The sequence below is a fragment of the Nocardia sp. NPDC049149 genome, from assembly GCF_043197455.1.
Taxonomy (GTDB): domain Bacteria; phylum Actinomycetota; class Actinomycetes; order Mycobacteriales; family Mycobacteriaceae; genus Nocardia.
In genome coordinates this window covers 38,738-55,935 of sequence record NZ_JBICTD010000008.1, presented here as the reverse complement: position 1 = coordinate 55,935, position 17,198 = coordinate 38,738, and the positions used below count along the sequence as shown (strand labels likewise).

16 protein-coding genes and 2 pseudogenes are annotated in these 17,198 nt (G+C 63.5%); 5 read left to right on the top strand and 13 right to left on the bottom strand.

The genetic code is table 11. The annotated features are described in order from the left end of the window. Positions 1-32: 32 nt before the first annotated feature. The 4 genes and pseudogenes from ACGFNJ_RS30030 to ACGFNJ_RS30015 form a co-directional block, all read right to left on the bottom strand. Complete coding sequence (locus ACGFNJ_RS30030) at positions 33-278, bottom strand: hypothetical protein (RefSeq protein WP_393455529.1); 246 nt, start codon at positions 276-278, stop codon at positions 33-35. Between the two features lie 714 nt (positions 279-992). Further along, entirely contained in the window at positions 993-1,379 is a 387-nt protein-coding gene (locus tag ACGFNJ_RS30025) for a hypothetical protein (protein ID WP_393456524.1), read from the bottom strand. Positions 1,380-1,694: 315 nt separating this feature from the next. Continuing rightward, positions 1,695-2,033: pseudogene (locus ACGFNJ_RS30020) on the bottom strand (GAF domain-containing protein); the annotation flags it as partial. Between the two features lie 713 nt (positions 2,034-2,746). Next, a complete protein-coding gene (locus ACGFNJ_RS30015) occupies positions 2,747-3,928 on the bottom strand; it encodes a cytochrome P450 (protein ID WP_393455526.1) in 1,182 nt (393 codons plus the stop codon). 75 nt (positions 3,929-4,003) lie between these two features. On the opposite strand from ACGFNJ_RS30015, the gene ACGFNJ_RS30010 reads away from it, so the two are divergent. Beyond that, positions 4,004-5,014, top strand: a complete 1,011-nt coding sequence (locus tag ACGFNJ_RS30010; protein ID WP_393455523.1) for a GAF domain-containing protein — start codon at positions 4,004-4,006, stop codon at positions 5,012-5,014. A 144-nt stretch (positions 5,015-5,158) separates the two neighbouring features. Here the strand turns inward: ACGFNJ_RS30010 and ACGFNJ_RS30005 are convergent, their stop codons facing one another. After that, entirely contained in the window at positions 5,159-5,797 is a 639-nt protein-coding gene (locus tag ACGFNJ_RS30005) for a TetR/AcrR family transcriptional regulator C-terminal ligand-binding domain-containing protein (RefSeq protein ID WP_393455520.1), read from the bottom strand. A gap of 309 nt (positions 5,798-6,106) precedes the next feature. Here ACGFNJ_RS30005 and ACGFNJ_RS30000 point away from each other — a divergent pair, with 309 nt between their 5' ends. Further along, entirely contained in the window at positions 6,107-6,787 is a 681-nt protein-coding gene (locus tag ACGFNJ_RS30000) for an FAD-dependent oxidoreductase (protein WP_393456491.1), read from the top strand. Here ACGFNJ_RS30000 and ACGFNJ_RS29995 read toward each other — a convergent pair. The 4 genes and pseudogenes from ACGFNJ_RS29995 to ACGFNJ_RS29980 all read right to left on the bottom strand — a co-directional run. Then, positions 6,773-7,096, bottom strand: a pseudogene (locus tag ACGFNJ_RS29995) (MaoC family dehydratase); the annotation flags it as partial. The gene ACGFNJ_RS30000 and the pseudogene ACGFNJ_RS29995 overlap by 15 nt on opposite strands. After that, the gene (locus ACGFNJ_RS29990) at positions 7,096-7,923 is read right to left on the bottom strand and encodes an SDR family NAD(P)-dependent oxidoreductase (protein WP_393455517.1); all 828 of its coding nucleotides are present in this window, start codon (positions 7,921-7,923) and stop codon (positions 7,096-7,098) included. The pseudogene ACGFNJ_RS29995 and the gene ACGFNJ_RS29990, both read right to left, overlap by 1 nt. Next, positions 7,923-8,729 carry a crotonase/enoyl-CoA hydratase family protein gene (locus ACGFNJ_RS29985; protein WP_393455514.1) on the bottom strand — a complete coding sequence of 269 codons (807 nt, stop codon included), beginning with the start codon at positions 8,727-8,729 and terminating at the stop codon, positions 7,923-7,925. Before ACGFNJ_RS29985 ends, ACGFNJ_RS29990 begins: the two co-directional genes overlap by 1 nt. 24 nt (positions 8,730-8,753) lie before the next feature. Then, positions 8,754-9,911 carry an acyl-CoA dehydrogenase family protein gene (locus ACGFNJ_RS29980; RefSeq protein WP_393455511.1) on the bottom strand — a complete coding sequence of 386 codons (1,158 nt, stop codon included), beginning with the start codon at positions 9,909-9,911 and terminating at the stop codon, positions 8,754-8,756. Positions 9,912-10,079: 168 nt separating this feature from the next. Here ACGFNJ_RS29980 and ACGFNJ_RS29975 point away from each other — a divergent pair, with 168 nt between their 5' ends. Both ACGFNJ_RS29975 and ACGFNJ_RS29970 read left to right on the top strand, forming a co-directional pair. Beyond that, positions 10,080-10,676, top strand: a complete 597-nt coding sequence (locus tag ACGFNJ_RS29975; RefSeq protein ID WP_393455509.1) for a TetR/AcrR family transcriptional regulator — start codon at positions 10,080-10,082, stop codon at positions 10,674-10,676. Between the two features lie 190 nt (positions 10,677-10,866). Next, positions 10,867-11,115, top strand: coding sequence for an EF-hand domain-containing protein (locus tag ACGFNJ_RS29970; protein ID WP_393456488.1), 249 nt, complete (start codon positions 10,867-10,869; stop codon positions 11,113-11,115). A gap of 380 nt (positions 11,116-11,495) precedes the next feature. Here the strand turns inward: ACGFNJ_RS29970 and ACGFNJ_RS29965 are convergent, their stop codons facing one another. The 3 genes from ACGFNJ_RS29965 to ACGFNJ_RS29955 all read right to left on the bottom strand — a co-directional run bounded on the left by ACGFNJ_RS29965 (position 11,496) and on the right by ACGFNJ_RS29955 (position 14,511). Continuing rightward, complete coding sequence (locus tag ACGFNJ_RS29965) at positions 11,496-11,888, bottom strand: YybH family protein (protein WP_393455506.1); 393 nt, start codon at positions 11,886-11,888, stop codon at positions 11,496-11,498. 86 nt (positions 11,889-11,974) lie between these two features. Next, positions 11,975-12,769: a 3-oxoadipate enol-lactonase gene (gene pcaD, locus ACGFNJ_RS29960; RefSeq protein ID WP_393455503.1), complete on the bottom strand. Its 795-nt coding sequence runs from the start codon at positions 12,767-12,769 to the stop codon at positions 11,975-11,977. A 119-nt stretch (positions 12,770-12,888) separates the two neighbouring features. Further along, the gene (locus tag ACGFNJ_RS29955; protein ID WP_393455500.1) at positions 12,889-14,511 is read right to left on the bottom strand and encodes a PucR family transcriptional regulator; all 1,623 of its coding nucleotides are present in this window, start codon (positions 14,509-14,511) and stop codon (positions 12,889-12,891) included. A 258-nt stretch (positions 14,512-14,769) separates the two neighbouring features. Between ACGFNJ_RS29955 and ACGFNJ_RS29950 the strand changes: the two genes are divergently transcribed. Continuing rightward, positions 14,770-16,257, top strand: a complete 1,488-nt coding sequence (locus ACGFNJ_RS29950; protein ID WP_393455497.1) for an amidohydrolase family protein — start codon at positions 14,770-14,772, stop codon at positions 16,255-16,257. A gap of 213 nt (positions 16,258-16,470) precedes the next feature. Here ACGFNJ_RS29950 and ACGFNJ_RS29945 read toward each other — a convergent pair whose 3' ends face one another. Then, positions 16,471-17,094 (bottom strand): TetR/AcrR family transcriptional regulator, encoded by a 624-nt coding sequence (locus tag ACGFNJ_RS29945; protein WP_393455494.1) that lies wholly within the window; start codon positions 17,092-17,094, stop codon positions 16,471-16,473. Between the last annotated feature and the right edge of the window lie 104 nt (positions 17,095-17,198).

The window sequence follows — 17,198 nt, the reverse complement described above, 5'->3', positions numbered from 1 at the left end:
AGCTCGTCCTCCCAAAAGCTCACCTGCCGCCATCACGAGGCATCTCGACTGGTCGATCGCTTCTGCTGCGCCACCCAGGCATCGACGGCCGAAGCTTCCAACTTCAGCGGCGAATTCTTCGCGAGTCCCGATTTCCAAGCCCGCGAATACAATTCATGCCCGACGACACGCAGATGACGGATCCGATCGGGGCTATCTCCCGTGCGAGCACTGATTTCCCGGATCCGCAAAACCCGCTCACCCGGAACACTGTTCGAACCTGCCGGACCATCGCTCATTCAACCACCTCCGCCGATGTAGCTCGCAAGCCATCTCGAGCCTTTGAACTACCGCCATACCGAATAGGCACAGACATCTCGCTGATCACGCTCGAAGCGCCTATCCCTCAATTGGATTTGCGGCTCGATGCTGTCGCAACCCACAATCGCGCGACCGCATCCCTTCACCTTGCAGTCGACGACGTTCATGAACCAATCGCCGCATACGTCGGTCTTCATCGACCTTCACGTCGTACAGCCGTTCCAGGCGCTCACTAAGTCCCGTATCCCGTAAGACAACCGGGCGCCGCCGATCGCATTGAGCCAGTGGCTCATCCGCGTCCGCGGTAACTATATCCATGAGCGCAGCACGTTGTAACGAGAGATGGTTCATAGCGACCCCCTCTTCTGCCCAGCCTGACGAGAATCGAAACTTCCTGTGTTGGAAGTGGATTGGCCTCAAAGCCGAGCGCAGAGTGTGCCATACCGGCCGATAGCGCTCGCCGCGTACACGTCTACGAAACCACGACGCGGGAGCAACATGAGATTAGCGTCTGAATCGTCCGGCCTTCATCCGGTTCCGCAGTCGCGGGTGCCGGGCATTCCCTCGATAATGGGGGGAGGATCCAATATACCTAAATTTATCAAGAGCAACAAGAGTCAAGAACGTAGTCCAACGCTAATAGCGTGTACTGCCGAGGTTCCCGAGCTCACCTCTCGACATCCGCTGGCTCATCAAGGATCCCAAGTGATGTCGAAGATCGCCTGTAGTCGCTCTTCGCGCGACAGCAGCCTCCATTCGGCCCAGACCACGCGCCACTGGTCGTGCCCGGAGAAGCGAACACGGATAGTACAGCCGACCGATTCAGCACCAGCGAGCAAGGATGCGCGACACCGGGCTATGGATTCCACATCGTCTGAATGGATTTCAGGATCCTGGTGTCGCCACTGACATAGTGGCGTGTCGTCGATCGAAATCCAATCGTGGACCAGCCAGCTTCTCACATCGGTCAGCCCGATCGCGTGGCCTTCCCGAGTCGGTATGCGCCGCAGGGCAACAGCATGAATATCAAATCTTGGTGGCGGCTCCAACTCGGTGAGATCGTGAACCACCGCGCGCACGGAGTGTCCCGCAGTCGACCGAAACCGCCGCGCCGCCACATATATGTGGCGGCGACTACCCTGCGCCGGGCCCGCTATGGTCGCGGTTCCCGTCCACCCGTCCGCCGAGTCGGACGAGTCGAACAATGCCAGGAATCCCGCTCGATCCTCCCACCATTCGAAGCGGCACATCAGGTCGGCGAGAGTACGATCTCGGCGCTCGCCCGGCCGTGCTAGACCAAGCATGCGTTCTGCCTCAGCACTGGAGGTCGCAACCCCGGTACGCGCATTCCACTCGAGCGTTCCGACAGGTGACGGCGATGACGGAGTACACGAAGCAGGTCCAGCCCACACGAGCACCGCATAGACGGTGCCCTCCGGTCCTTGCACCGGAAGCGTCACAAGTCGACTCGTCCTGCCTGAGGGCAGCCGTACAGGCACTAGTTGAGGCTCCCCCGTCGTGGCACACTGCTCGACGACCGTCGGGAGCCTTCGCACCAGAGATGCCGTTCTCGCAATGCTCGTTCGCGTCAGATTCCCGAATCGTCGTCGATATCTCCCATCAACGACAACAGTCGGATACGAAGGGCCCCTGAGAGTTTCAGCCACTATCCACTCGCACCGTTCCGAAGTTCCCGTCACTCGGTTCAACTCGGAGGGAAGTCGCCGAGGCATATCACCCGGCGATGGACATGACCTACGAACGCCGGGGGTAGTCATAGACCCTCTGCCCCACGCGACGATTTGGTACGCAACCACGTCTGTAGGCCGCCACCCTCCCGCGTCGACTCGCGCAGGATATCGACCGCCGGCACCGCTACATGCGGCACTCCCGGCAAAGGCTCCGACGCCTCGAGCCCACAGCCCGCCACTCGTGGGCTGCCCACGATCACCGCGACCGAGCCATCGGCGTACGAAGCCCGCATGCCCTGTGGTCCAACGTCGCGCCCTGCAACGCACCGAACAGCGACAGCATCTTTCACATAGGACCGGACAGCAGGAGTGACAACCGCGGCAGCTTGCCAATGCGAGCTTCGAGCAACGACTGACGCCGCCGTCATCGGCAAATTCGCGTGAATTCCAATCGAGGTGGTCATGGCACACACCCTGCAGCAGTGAAGCGACATCCTCCGCGTAGTACCCGCTCCGGATCGTCGACTTGCTGAACGCTACAAGGTACACCGACATCGATGCGCCAGGACCCCGCTGGCTGCGGGAACGTTGCTCCTACGGTTATAGACCTTGAAACACGCCTCACGCAAGGAATTTCACAGCAAGTCGCTGCAAAAAAATACACACATCCGGTAACGTCGATTCAGACAAACCAGGAATATGGGATGTGTCAAATAATCCAACCAAAGGTTTAAATTGCACTGCCAGATGCGAGGTCATTCCAACGTGACCATGAGGCGGTCCAAGCCACGAATAAGTATGCTCGACCGCCAGCGCCCTTTCGGCTCAGCCAACCCAATGCCCGGAAACCGGGTAAGAAGCTGCCGAATCGCGATAGATCCTTCCATGCGCGCCAAACCCGCTCCCAGACACTGATGGATGCCGCCACCGAACGCGAGATGACCGCGGGCTTCACGATCGAGATCGAAGACCTCCGGAGAGACGAAGCGCTTTTCATCTCGATCCGCAGCCGCCAAAGCGATGAGCACGACATCACCTCGGCCAATCGTGTGAGAAGCGGTCGGTATGTCTTCTCCCGCGTACCGAAGAGTTGCGACGTTGACCGGCCCATTGTGCCGAAGCGTTTCCTCGACCAGCCGCTCAGGAGACTCCAGGGCGCGGTGCGCCGACACGGTGCCATCAGCAACGGCCAGAGCAGCGTTGGCAATGAGGTTGACCGTAGTTTCATGCCCTGCCACCAGGATCAGAAAAACTGTCGACACCAGCTCCGTATCGGAAAGCCGCTCGTCTACCCCTCCCGCGGCGACCAAGGCCGAGATGAGGTCATCTCGCGGACTTCGCCGACGCTCCTCAACCAGTCCGTGCACGTAGCGCTCCAGGCTCCGGCTATCGCGTGCAACCGCCTCCGGGTCGGAAACTACGACGTCAATGACCGTGTTTGTCCACTCTCGAAACGTCTTGCGGTCGGCCACCGGCACACCCAGCAGCTCGCAGATGACCGTTATCGGGATCGGCGCCGCATATTCCTCGATCAGATCGACCGGGGCGGGCCCAGAGCGCGCCATCTGGTCGAGCAGACCGTCCGAGATCTCGACAACGCGCGGTCGTAACGCCGCCACACGCGCGGGTGTGAATGCAGACGACACGATGCGCCGCAACCTCGTATGTCGCGGCGGATCAGAATTGAGCATGTGCGCGGTGATCCCGCTGCTTACTGTCGTCGCCCCACTGCGACCTGCCCCTGATCGCGCCGCCACACCTGCGGTCGTACGAGCATCCTTGCAGAGAGCAGGATTTCGCAGCAGCTCTCCAGCAAGCTCAAACCCGGTCACTAACCAGACACGCATGCCGTTGTCGAGAACTACCGGATGAAACGACCCTTTTTCATTCAGTACACGATAGAAATCGTACGGCTCCTGAAAGAAGTTGCGTGGCAATGAGATGCACTCCGCGGACGCAGGTAGCACGGTTCATTCCATTCGTCTGTTAGCAAGAATGCTAATCTTCGAAATATGCCGAGCAGCTGGTTGCTGATTGAAACCTTGGATCAACGCGCCCCGTCGGTGATAGCGCAAGGGAGCGCGGTCAAAGCCATGGTGCCGATCGAATCTTTCTTCAAGCGTAGCAAGGCGAAGGACGCTCTGGCCGCACTCATCTCGAACGTCTGCGAGTCTGCCGAGCAACAACAGACTGATCTACCCGGAGATAAGCGCGCAACTGCCGAACCCATCTGCAACGACTGGGGTCAAGTTCACGGAGTGTGGCTACGCTCCGCCGACCTCACTGAGACGTCAGTTCCTTCGCACAATCGCGCCTGGGCCTTCGTATGGAACCTGACCCGAGGCACAGTGACTCGAAGCAAAGGTCTCGTCCCCGAAGGCTCGACCGAGGAACACCAACCCAAGGAATGGACGATCGCCGAAGCATTCAGCGTGCTCGAAACCGGCGCCGACGCGTCCGAGACGCTCGTCAAGGTCATCAATGCCGCCCCTGGCACCCGGCATCAAACCACCTGGCCGCAGAAGCGACCTGATGGCACACGCCATGATGTCAACTTCGCCGTCAGGATCACTTCCGAGCCACCCCCTGACGCTGCTGTCGGCAGCGCGTCCGAGCGCATACTCCGCGGAATCTCCCACGACCTCGGCCTGGCCGAAGAGCGCCTTGACCCGGAGTCACCAATCATGCTCGCAGAATTGGTCGCGGCAACCACCGCCGAGCCGGGCGAATATCGCGCGATCTTCGAACTCCGACCGCTTCGTCTGCTGCGCTGGTACGGCGAACCCTGCCCCGACCTCGCATGGGAATACGACGAGATCCGACGTCAAGGCCGACCACAGGTGCACCCCGACGACCAAGCGATCGTCCAACGGATGCAACGCGACCTCGACGCAGGGCGAGCCTTCGGCAGAATCCGCCTACTCACCAGAACTGGCGACTACGAACCCTACGACGTCATCGCCAAACTCATCATCCTCAACCGCTCCACCACCGCCGCACTCATCACCGTCCGCAGAGCCTGAGTCGAAGGTGCCCGGCCGACCAGGTCCGGACCGGCGCAACTCCGAACGAGTGCGGTAGCGCGTATCGATGACGGTCTCGGTGAGTCCGCATTCGCCGCGAGGGCGGCATCATGTTCGGGGTTGAATCGGTGGGCTTTGGTGGTCTCAGCTGGGTTGTGTTGTTGCCGATGAGGGTGTCGTGCTGAATGCTCGTGACACCGCCGCGGCGATCCCTCGGACGAGGTCGGGGGCGGGCTGGGAGTGCAGCATCACGGTGTGCATGAGCAGGGGGGCGGTCAGCAGGTTCAGGACGATCTCGGGGTCTGCGTCGGCGGTGACTTCTCCGCGGCGTTTGGCGCGCTCGATCAGTGTGGCGAACTCCAGCGATATCGGATCCCAGTGTTGGACCTGGATCGTGTTCAGCTCGGGATGGGAACCGCTGGCCATGACGGCGTTGATGGCGATCTCGACCGGGTCGGCGAAGAACTCCGCGAGTTGCACGCACAGTGCGAGAACGTCCTCGTCCCAGCTTCCGGTGTCGGGGACGACAAGACGAGCGGTGTGCACGGTCATCGCCTCACGCACCAGCTCGGCCGGTGTGGGCCACCATCGATAGACCGTCGTGCGGTGCACACCGGCCCGTTCGGCGACCTCGGCGACGCTGAAGTCGATCCGCCCTTCCTGCAGGAGTGCGAGCCCTGCTTCGGCAACCGCGCGACGTACCCGTTCACTGCGGCCTCCGGCACGCAGACGGGCAGGTCGTGGCTGGGCATCATCGGTTCCAGCTCGGGATTCGGCGTCCACACGCTCACCTTATCAAGACAACTGTTGCGTTAACAGGTCACTTATCGCTACACTTGCCGTGTTAGCAGGTGTCGGGACGTATGCCAGCACAGCCCCGCCCCCCTGGGCGCCTTTTACGCCGGATAGGAACGACGTCCATCCGGATGAGCCCTTGCACGATCCCGATGAGTTCGCGGCAGCCAGTGGACCCGTACTTGCCGCGAATTGGATCGACATATCAGACAGCGCGACAGCTGATGCCTGTCATCGACACCGGAACAGAGGACTCGCTCATGCAGCAACAAACATTTCGTGCCGTCTGGCGGGTCAATGATGCCGGATAAGCGCTCGAACACGGTGGGCGCGACTCGCCGGTCGGCGTTGCGAGCCGGGGTCATCGGAGCGGGAGCGCTGGCGGCCGCGGCGGTGACAGCCGGGCCATTGATGAACACCCGAAGAGAGGATTCCCCTGTGGCGAAACAGGAGTTCGACGTCGTCGTGGTCGGTGCCGGTCCTATCGGCGCGGCCACTGCGCGACATCTCACCGCGCGTCGCGCCTCGGTAGCGGTAGTGGGACCCGAGGAGCCTGCGGGGATCGAGAATCCGGGTTTGTGGGCGGGCCACTATGACGAGGGGCGGTTGGCGCATGCGCTCGAAGCGCCGTTGCTCACCGGACTGCTGGCGACCAGGTCCATGCGCCGGTTCGCGGCGCTGGTTGCCAGTACCGGGATCGAGTTCACCCGTCCGGTGCATTCGCTGACCGTCGGGCCGCGTGCGATCGAAAGCGCTGTTGCCGCAGAGTGGTTCAACCTGGACCGGTTGTATGACAACGCGACCGATCTCGGCGTCGAGGTGCAACGCCTCGACGAAGAGGAGCTGGCCAAGACCTATCCCGCATTGCATTTCGAGCCCGCGCATGTCGGTGTCGTGCAGCGTGAGGCGATGCTGGTCAATCCCCGTCAGTTGGTGCGGGCCGAGCTCGCGGGCGCGGTGGCCGGCGCGGATGCGTGACCCGCTGGGTACTGCGGCTGGAAACCGGACCTTGTTCAGGCCGTAGTTGACCGCCATGGCGACTCCGCCGACGGTGAACAGATCAGGCAGCAACCGTGCCAGCAGCGACAGTGTCAGATAGCCGTGGGCCACGGTGGCGCCGAACGGGCCGGTGGCGGCGCGCTCGGGGTCGGTGTGAATCCACTGGTGATCGCCAGTCACGTCGGCGAATTGGTTGATCCGGTCCTGATCGAGGTCGAGCCACTGCGAGGTGCCCAGATCCTCGCCGACAGCCGTAGCCAGTTCTTCGATCGATTCGAACGCGCGCATCAGCCGACCAATCCGCCACTGCAAGTGAGGGTTTCGCCGGTGATGTAGTCGGATTCCGGTAGGCACAGCAGGTATACCGCGCCCGCGGCTTCTTCGGGCGTGCCGAGACGGCCGAGTGGTGCGATGTGCGATGCGGCCTGCAGGATCATCGGGTTGACCCCGACCCTGATCTCGCGGCCCGCGATGTCGATGGTGGCGTTCTCGGCGGCGGATTCGGTGAGTCGGGTTTGGATGAGGCCGAAGGCCACCGCGTTCACAGTGACGCGGTAGCGGCCCCATTCCTTGGCGATCGCCTTCGTCAGGCCGAGGATTCCGGCCTTTCCGGCCGAGTAGTTGGCTTGTCCGGCGTTGCCGTACAGGCCTGCGAGTGAGGAGATGTTGACGACCTTGCGGGTGATCGGATTCCCTTCCTCGCGTTCGCGTTTCGCGGCGGCGCTGATGATGGGTTGAGCGGCGCGCAAGATCTGGAACGGGGCTTTGAGGTGTACGTCGAGGATGTCGTCCCACTGCTCGTCGGTCATCTTCTGTACAACAGTGTCCCAGGTGTAGCCCGCGTTGTTGACGATGATGTCCAGTCCGCCGAAGGTCTGCACCGCCGTATCGACGAAACGAGGCGCGAAGTCGGCATCGGTGACACTGCCCGCACAGACAACGGCCCGGCCACCGGCACTGGTGATCTGATCGGCGACCTGTTGCGCGGCAACGGGATCGAGGTCGTTGACGACCACCGCTGCGCCATTCGCAGCGAGCTTGTGGGCGATGGCGGCCCCGATGCCGCGTCCGCTGCCGCTGACGATCGCGGTCTTACCTGCTAAAGATGCTGACATCAGGATGCCGGTCCTTTCGTGGGATCGGTGGTGAGCTTCGTGAAATCGCCGTGCCTGCCCGCGCCCGCGGCAAAACGCGCGGCTCCGGCCAGGCTGTCAGCAAGGAACGAGGTGGTGCCGTGTTCGAATTCGTTTGCCAGGGCTTCGGTTTCGGTGAGACCGTCTTGTTCGAGCATGGACAGCCGGTCTTGCCGCATGCAGGTCTGCGGGAATCGAGTGAGTTCGTGGGCGAGTTCACGGGCCGCAGTCAAAGCTTGCCCATGCGGCACGACCCGATTGACCAGGCCGATCCGGTGCGCTTCGACGGCATCGACGGGGCGGCCGGTCAGAATCAGATCCATGGCGTGGCTCACGCCGATCAGCCGGGGCAGTCGAACAGTGCCGCCATCGATCAGCGGAACGCCCCAGCGCCGACAGAACACGCCCAGGACGGCGTCCTCCTCAGCCACCCTCAGGTCAGCCCATACGGCCAGCTCGATACCGCCTGCCACCGCATACCCGGAGATTGCCGCGATGACCGGTTTCGACAAGCGCATGCGCGTAGGTCCCATCGGACCGTCGCCGTCGTGGCCGGCCCGGTTACCGCGCTCGGTGCCGAGCGCCTTGAGATCCGCTCCGGCACAGAAGGCTCCGCCGATGCCGTGCAGTACGACGACTGCCGAATCGGGATCGGCATCGAAGTCGCGGAAGGCGGCGGCGAGTGCTGCGGCAGTCAGGCCGTCGACTGCGTTGCGGGCCTGCGGCCGATTGATGCCGATCAGCGTGACCGGCCCGTCACGCTCGATGAGAACGGTGTCGTTGGACATGGAACCTACTTCCAGTCGGGCGGTCTACAGCGACCGTGCGATGAGTTCTTTCATGATTTCGTTGGTGCCGCCGTAGATTCGCTGCGCGCGGGAATCGGCGTAGAGCCGCGCGATCGGGTACTCGCGCATGTAGCCGTAGCCGCCGAACAGTTGCAGGCAGCGGTCGATGATCTGGCATTGGACATCGGTGACCCAGTACTTCGCCATCGATGCGGTGGCGGTGTCGAGAGTTCCGGTGAGGAGCTTCTCGACGCAGTCGTCCACGAACACCCGCACCACCCGTGCGAGAGTCGCGCACTCGGCCAGCTCGAATTTCACGTTCTGGAATCCGAACAGCGGCTTGCCGAATGCATTGCGCTCCTTGGCGTAAGCGAGCGTCAACTCGACCGCGAGCTCCGCCGTGACCACACCGACGACCGCGATCTCGAGCCGTTCCAGCGGCAACTGCGTCATCAGTTGGACAAAGCCCTGACCTTCCCGGCCACCAAGCAGATTCGAGGCGGGCACCCTGACCTCGTCGAAGAACAACTCCGCAGTGTCACCGCTATGTTGGCCCAGCTTGTCGAGGACGCGACCCCGCCGGAATCCCGCGCAGTCCTGGGTATCCACCAGCAGCAACGACACCCCGTGCGGACCGGCATCAGGGTCGGTCTTCGCCGCAACCAGGACGAGATCGGCGGAGCCACCATTGGTGATGAAGGTCTTCGCACCGCTGATCACGTATTCGTCGCCGTCACGCCGAGCGCGGGTGGACATGTTAGCCAAGTCTGAACCGCCGCCGGGTTCGGTCATGGCGATCGCCGCAATTACGGCACCGGTAGCCATCTTCGGCAGCCAAGCCTGTTTCTGTTCCTCGGTGCCGTATTCCACCAGGTAGGGCGCGACGATCCCGCTGTGCACGATATTGCCGAAACCGGGCTCGCCGATGCGGGCCTGCTCCTCGAGCATGATCAGGTCATGGGCGGCCGATCCACCGCCACCGCCGTACTCCTCGGGCACGGCCATACACAGCAGACCCAATGCGCCCGCGGCTTTCCAGAAGTCACGGTCGACGTATCGCTGTTCGGCCCATCGGGCCATATTCGGGACGGCCTCGCGGGCGAAGAAAGCTTGCGCCGTTGCTCGCACCGCAACCGCGTCCTCGCTCGCCGACCACCTCGACGTCACCGTTGTGTTCTGCATGAATTGCTTCCATTTCGTGGTATCGACCGCCAGGTCCGCGATTGCCGACGAACCTCGACCCTGCCCGTCACTCGCGGCCGGGCAGCGCCCCCGGCGGGGGGGGTTACGGCTGCCCGCAAAGTGAAACAGTCCGATCGTACCGTTGTCAACACCTGCGATGATTCACCCATGGCACGCACGGAAGGACGTCAACATAGCGACGCGGCACGCAGCCACCAGACCCGCGAGCGCATCCTGCGGGCGGCAGTCGACTGCCTCATCGAGGACGGCTACGCCGCAACCAGTATCGGGGCCATCCAGGCGCGTGCCGAAGTCTCTCGCGGCGCGCTGCTACACCAATACCCGAACAAGGCCCACCTGCTCGTGGACGCCGTGCGACATCTCACCGACCAGCAGATGCGCGAGGCGGCCGACAACGCGGAAATGAAAGCGACCGAAGAGGATTGGACCGACACACTGTGGCGCAGCTTCGCGACCCCGCTGTTCGGTGCGGTCCTCGAGCTATGGGTAGCCGCCCGCACCGACACCGAACTGCGCGAGGCATTACTGCGTCATCAAAGGGAACTGCACGACAACATCCACGCGACCATCGTGAGCAACGTCGAGGGCGCACCCGAAGACATCGACATGGTCTTCGAGATGACCCTGACCTACTTCCGCGGGCTGGCCTTGACAACCATTCTCAGCACCAACCACCGCGACAAGTTGCTCGCCGACTGGCGCCGCACCGTTCGCACGATGCTGACCGCGGCAACGTCGCAATAAGCAACGATCGCCGAATATCCGGTGAGCTTCCACAAACACCTCAGCAACTCACCGGCTGAATTCAACGATCGGCTCCGAACGTCGTGACGGAGTGGGATCGTGGAGTGCGAGGCCGGACAACGGCTCAAACATGGTGCACCGGTGAAACATCCGGCGACCCGGTAACCGCACTCGAGAGTAAGGCAGTGTGATGGTAGATCAGACTCAGGCACGCAAGCTCTTCGATACCCTTGACCTCAACAAGAACGGCGTCATCACACACGGAGAACTGATCACCGCCGTGCGCATGAAGGCCCGGGATGCCGACGTCCAGGCGCTGGGTTTCAAGGACCCGGACGATATCGCGAACTTCTTCGATCAGGCCGATGCGGACAAGAACCAAGAACTTACCTTCGATGAGTTCCTCGCGGCCCTCAACGCTCGCAACGCCAACTCCTGAACCCCGGGGCGTCACCTCGGGTATCGAGAATTGATCGCTTGTTGAACACCGACCGATGAGTCTGACCGGCTGGATACCACCCCCATTTTGACCGGTTGGATGCCACGCACCCCACCGCGAATCGCACCCAGCCCCGGCATCGGGACGCCCCCACAAAACATGCGGAACCGAAAAGGCAAGCGCTCGTCGCGAGCACTCGCCCCCTAATCGGTGGACCATACGCGCGTTGCGCGCGGTCGACGCCGCTGAGCATTCAATAAGGCGACCTGCAGCCGAACGGCCGATGGGCCCAAGGCTCGACGCTCATGTCATGGCTCCCGGCCCGATCGCTGGCGGCCGAATCGAGCCTGGCGATTCCGCGTCGACACGCGGCAGTCCGTTCAGGACGGGCCCGCAAGTCCGAAAGGGTTGTGTACGAGGAATCGGTATTGTCCGTCGGTGCCTCGTCGAATGACATCTATCGCGGTGCCTTCGCGGTGAACGTGCCTACCGTCGGGGCCGATGCCGTCGATGACCCAGTCACCGTTGAACAGCGCGATATCGCCTGCGGTGTAGATGTAGCGGCGGTGGTGGGTGATGGGTAGTCCGAGTTCGGGCACGGCCGATAAGGCGGCTCTGATGTCGTTGCCGCGTAACGGTGTCGCGGGCGGTTCGGGAATGTAGACGGCATCGGGCTCGTAGAGCCGCATGGCAGCATCGAGATCGCCGCCGAGCAGTACCTGGTTGAAGGTATAGATGAAATCCTCGGCGCTGTCCGTTCGTATTTCCGTCATCACATCTCCTCGGTCGTTCGGTATCTCGGTGTTGTCATGCACTGGATCTGCGTGCGCTGCACGATAAGTCGGCACCCATGTCGTAGTCAGGTGGGAAATACCGAGTGCCGCTCCACCTCGAGCAGATGGGAACGAATGAGGTCGGTGAAACGGTCGGCTTGTTCGATATTGCCGAGGTGGGCGGCGTCCTCGACCAGTTCGAAGCGGGCGTTGGGGATTGCCGCAGCGATCTGGCGGCCGGCTTCGGGTGGGGTTGCGGTGTCCTGCGCGGCGGAGATCACCAGTGTCGATGCGCTGATGGTGGGCAGGCTGTCGATGATATCGATCGACTGGATCGCACGACAGCATGAGACATATCCGTCCAACGGTGTCGCGGTGACCATGTGCTGAAAGGCGCGCACCTGCTCCGGGTTGGCCGCGCGCCACGCTGGAGTGAACCATCGCTGCATGGCTTCAGCGGCGACCACGTCCATCCCGGCGGCATGGATTCCCTTGATTCGTTGCTCCCATGCTTGGATACCGTCGTGTTGTGCCAAGGTGCAACACAGTGTGAGGCTGCGGACCCGGTCGGGGTGGTTCGCCGCAGTCCACATCGCGGTCATTCCGCCGAGCGAGAGTCCGACGATGTGCGCTGTCGGGACAGCGAGCTTGTCGAGCAGTGCGATCAAGTCGCCGCCGAGGTCGGCCAGGGAGGACGGCCCGGTAGGTATCGGTGACCGGCCGTGGCCGCGGTGGTCGTAGCGCACTACTCGGAAACCGGCCATGCGTAAGGGCCGCAATTGTGGCTGCCATGCACTCACATCGCTGCCTGCTGATCCGCTGAGCACGACGACCTCGCCATCAATCGGCCCGGCTACCTCGTAGTGCACCTCTATGGTCATCGGACCGTCCCTCCTGGTCGAACAACACGATGTGTTCGTCTGCTGACCAGTGTTGGAGATACCGAACTGGATATCTTGTACTCGAAGACGAAAATAGGCGCCCACACTTGTCGTCGACGTCAAACGTGGCCGGGGTTTCGGAACTCTTGTAAGCGGAGCTGGAGGTGGGTGAGCAGCAGGGTGTCGGCATCACGCAGGTCCAGTCCGGTCAGCTCGTGGATGCGGCGCAGCCGGTAGCGCAGGGTGTTGACGTGGATGTGCAGGTGTTCGGCCGCAGTATCGGCGGCACCCGCGGCGGCGAGGTAGGCGGCCAGGGTGCGGGTGAGTTGACCATCGGCACTGTCGCCCTCGACCAGCGTGCGCAGCGCCCCGGTGGTCTCGGGCAGACCGAGCGCGGTGGTGAGATCGGCCAGCTGCTGCAGCAGCACAGTCAAGACGACGTCGTCCAAACCCGCGACCGCCGGCACCGAGTGGTGGTGTCGCATGGCGCGCAAGACCGCGTCCGCCTGGACCCGGGCCTGAGCGAGATCGCTGAGCGCGGTGACCGTGGGCGCCAGGGCGAGCAGGTAGCTGCTACCGGTGCTGGCGCGGTCGGTGAAGTCGGTGGCCAGGACGCGTGTGGCGGCCAGGGCTTCGGCGGGTGTCAGATGCCAGGCCAGCAGCAGATAGACCGCGCGGTCGCCGCGTACCGCCACGCCTGAGGGGTGCATGGCGGACAGATAGTGGATGAGCATGTCCTCCAGGCGTTGCAGGCCTGCGATCAACAGGGCGTCGGCGGCGGCTCGACCTGCCTCGTCCTGTGCCTGGTCGCGGCCTAATCCGACCGCGACCAGGCACAGCGTGCCGCGGTCCAGTCCGAGGCGGCGGGCTGCGGTGACGGCAGTCGGGCCACCGGCGAACAGTTCGGCAACCAATTCCCGGCGTTCCCGCCCGGCCAGGACGGATGTGTCCGGGCGGTGGTTGGCCAGATGCAGCGCAACGAGGGGGGCAAACAGTTCCAATGATCGGGAACGTTCCGGGGGTAAGGGTCGGTCCACCGCTACCCAGACGTACCCGAGGATCTCGGTGCCCGCACGAATCGTGAGGACAACCCGGGGCCGCTCGCCAGGGCTGATGGCCTCCACGAACAACGGTGTCGCTGATGTGCGCAGCTGCTCGAACACACCGCGTGTACGCAGCTCGCGCAGTGTCCGAGGATCAACCGTGCGACCGACGATCGCGTCCACCCGCGGAGTGTCGGCACCGTCCTGATCAGCAGACCAGGCGAGCACGGTGAGCGCATCGTCGCCGATGATGACCGGCGCCGCCATCATGGCGCCGAGGGTATTGGCGATCGCGAAAAGATCATTGGGCGCGCCACGCGGCGCCCAATGTGCGCGTGAGTGATCAATCAACCGTTGCCGCAGGGTCTCCGCCACGAACATCCACGACGCGTCGGACGCGACCTCGACTATCGCTATCGCGGTGGGCTCGTCCCGCTCCGCTGGTAGCGGGGCCTTCACCGCCACCGCCACCGCGCCGACCCGCTCCGCCGCACGAATCAGTGTGCGCAATTGCCGCGCCGAACCGACTCCTATGCCCAGGACCAGCGTGCCGGGGGTGATAGCGGTGGGGTGCGCGCTGTCGTGGATGTCGATGCCGGTGACCGAGTGATCCGCCGACTCAGCATCGAACGCGAGCCGCGCCAGGCCCGACCCCAGCTGCTCGACCAACTGACGCGTGGAGGGCATCCCGTCGATCACCCACTCAGTCTAGTTGTCGCACCAGACAGTTTTCTGAACTCATTCTTGATGCTCAGGACAAGCAGTCCGATGCACTGGCGATGCATCGTGAAGACCAAGGCAGAGAGTACGAGCTAAGTCCAGCACTGGATGGGAAGGACAACAGCAGGTCATCGCCCAACGCGACCTCGACCCGGACAAAAGTCACGCAGGCCGACGGGCGAGTCCCCGAGCGGAACGCAGATCGATCAAGTCCTCGACGATCGGGCGGAGGCAGATGTGTTGGAGCCAGAAATCTGTGATGTAGTGCTGCGCGGTGGTCGAGTGATCGACCCAGAGTCTGAAACCGACGGCCTGCGTGATGTCGGTGTCATCGGCAATACCATCGCAGCGGTCTCGCAGGCACCATTGGCGGGGCGCAGGGTGGTGGACGTGTCGGGGCTGGTGGTGTGCCCGGGATTCATCGACCTGCACAGCCACGGCCAGCAGATCCCGGTCCATCGATTGCAGGCCATGGACGGCGTAACCACCACGTTGGAGCTGGAAGCCGGCGCCTTTCCCGTCGCGCTCGCCTACCGGCGTGCGGCCGCGCAAGGCAGACCGCTGAACTATGGCTATTCCGTCTCCTGGGCAACCACTCGAATGGCCGCACTGGGACTCGTGGATCCCAACATCCCCGTCGAGGCATTCGGGGCCGGTCTCGGCGACCCCGCTTGGCAGCGCCCGATATCGACGAAGACCCTGGCCCGGATCATCGGATCGCTATCAGCCGAATTGGCCGACGGCGCACTGGGAATCGGCATCCTCATCGGATACGCCCCACTGATCGATCCCGGCGAGTATCGCGCGGTCGCTGCCCTCGCGGCCGAAGCCGGCGTGCCCACCTATACCCACGCACGTGAACTCGTCGAGTCCGATCCGCACACCCTTATCGACGGGCCCGCCGAGATCGTACGGGCCGCCACCGAGACCGGCGCCCACATGCACTACTGCCACATCAACAGCACCTCACGCCGCCACATCGACCGAGTCCGCACCCTCATCGAGAAAGCACGCGCCGCCGGAGCTCGAGTAAGCACCGAGGCCTACCCCTACGGAGCCGGATCGACAACCATCGGCGCGGCGTTCCTGGCACCACAGAACCTGCACCGCCTCGGCATGACCCCACGCTCCATCGTCCATGCCCGCACCGGAGAACGAATCGCCGACGCCGCCCGGCTCGCCGAACTCCGCGCCACCGACCCCGGCGCCCTGGTAGTCGCGGAATACTTCGACGAGACGCGGCTCGCTGACCAGGCCTACCTCGAACGCGCGCTGACCTTCGACGACACCGCGATCGCCAGCGACGCCATGCCCCTTACCTGGAAAACACCCGGCCACGACCCGATGGCGTGGCCGCTTTCCGGCGGCGCCACGACCCATCCCCGCACCGCAGGCACCTTCGCCCGCGCCCTGCGGCAACTCACCCGAGAACGGCACGCCCTTTCCTTGACCGAAGTCGTCCGCCGCTGCACCCTGTTGCCCGCCCAAACTCTCCAACAGGCCGTACCCGCCATGCGACACAAAGGGCGCATCAGCGTCGGGCACGATGCCGACATCACCGTCTTCGACCCCGCGACCGTCACCGACCGCGCCACCTACCTCGACGGCATCCGCCCCTCCACCGGCATCCACCACCTCCTGGTCAACGGCACCTTCGTCGTCCACGACGGCTCCATCGTCACCGACGCCCTACCTGGCCGCCCCCTACGCGCCGATCCACGCTGACCGCCGCTCAATCCCCTTGGCGCACAACGGCGCTCAACCCACCGCCCGACGCACGCACGTCGAGACACTTGCAGGTCACCTCTCGCATACGGCGCCCGCCGCGATGGGGAACATTCACCATTGCCCGACCGTCCGAAGCGCGCCTCCATAGCTACATCGGCCATCATCGCGGCACACCCGTCGACAATCGAACGCCAGGATGCTCCGCTCGCGTCAGCTCTTGGTGACCGAGCGGATTTGCAGGCAGAGGTGGTTATCCATCATGGTGCGGGCGTTGACGTTGAAGAGGGCCAGTCGTTTGGTGTGCACGAGCAGCAGGAGTCCGGAGGAGTAGGCCAGTACGTCGGCGGTGGCTTGCTTGGCCTCGGCCAGAGTCAGGCCGAGTTGGACTGCGGCGGTGGTAATGGGGTGCAGGCAGGTGAGCAGGCGCGCGTTGAGGTCGCGGTTGAGGTCGGCGGAGAGCCCGTGCGGGCGGATGCCGCCGCGGAAGAGGTAGAAGCCGAGGTCTAGATCGCGTGGCGAGGCGTCATAGAAGTCGTAGAACGCTAGGCCAGCAGCGCGGAATCGGTCGGCAGGGGTCCCAGAGGCTGTAGCGGTTTCGGTCGCGGCGCTGAGGCGGTCGAGAGACTCTTCGAGTAGCGCGGCGTAGATGTGTTCTTTGCTGAGGAAGTACCCGTAGAGCGCGCCGGGGGTATAGCCGGCGGCTTGCGCGATCGCGCGCATGTTGGCTGCTTCCAAGCCGTGTTCTTCGAACACCTCACGTGCGGCACGCAGGATGATGCTTCGCTTCGCTTCGTTGATCGCGTCGCGGCGATCGGTTCGGCTGGAGTCGGCCACGCAGTCCCTCGTTCTCTGTTGGTCGCCGCCTACGCTATCGTCTGAACGTCGTTCAAAATACTGAACGTCTTTCAAAACAGTGGCTGGCCTGCTCATTGACCTGC

What these genes read in the sequence shown, in the direction of transcription:
- ACGFNJ_RS29980 (WP_393455511.1), bottom strand. Translation starts at nt 9,911, where the DNA reads ATGCAGAACACAACGGTGACGTCGAGGTGGTCGGCGAGCGAGGACGCG.
- ACGFNJ_RS29985 (WP_393455514.1), bottom strand. Translation starts at nt 8,729, where the DNA reads ATGTCCAACGACACCGTTCTCATCGAGCGTGACGGGCCGGTCACGCTG.
- ACGFNJ_RS29990 (WP_393455517.1), bottom strand. Translation starts at nt 7,923, where the DNA reads ATGTCAGCATCTTTAGCAGGTAAGACCGCGATCGTCAGCGGCAGCGGA.
- ACGFNJ_RS30000 (WP_393456491.1), top strand. Translation starts at nt 6,107, where the DNA reads ATGATGCCGGATAAGCGCTCGAACACGGTGGGCGCGACTCGCCGGTCG.
- ACGFNJ_RS29965 (WP_393455506.1), bottom strand. Translation starts at nt 11,888, where the DNA reads ATGACGGAAATACGAACGGACAGCGCCGAGGATTTCATCTATACCTTC.
- ACGFNJ_RS29970 (WP_393456488.1), top strand. Translation starts at nt 10,867, where the DNA reads ATGGTAGATCAGACTCAGGCACGCAAGCTCTTCGATACCCTTGACCTC.
- ACGFNJ_RS30010 (WP_393455523.1), top strand. Translation starts at nt 4,004, where the DNA reads ATGCCGAGCAGCTGGTTGCTGATTGAAACCTTGGATCAACGCGCCCCG.
- ACGFNJ_RS29975 (WP_393455509.1), top strand. Translation starts at nt 10,080, where the DNA reads ATGGCACGCACGGAAGGACGTCAACATAGCGACGCGGCACGCAGCCAC.
- pcaD (WP_393455503.1), bottom strand. Translation starts at nt 12,769, where the DNA reads ATGACCATAGAGGTGCACTACGAGGTAGCCGGGCCGATTGATGGCGAG.
- ACGFNJ_RS30030 (WP_393455529.1), bottom strand. Translation starts at nt 278, where the DNA reads ATGAGCGATGGTCCGGCAGGTTCGAACAGTGTTCCGGGTGAGCGGGTT.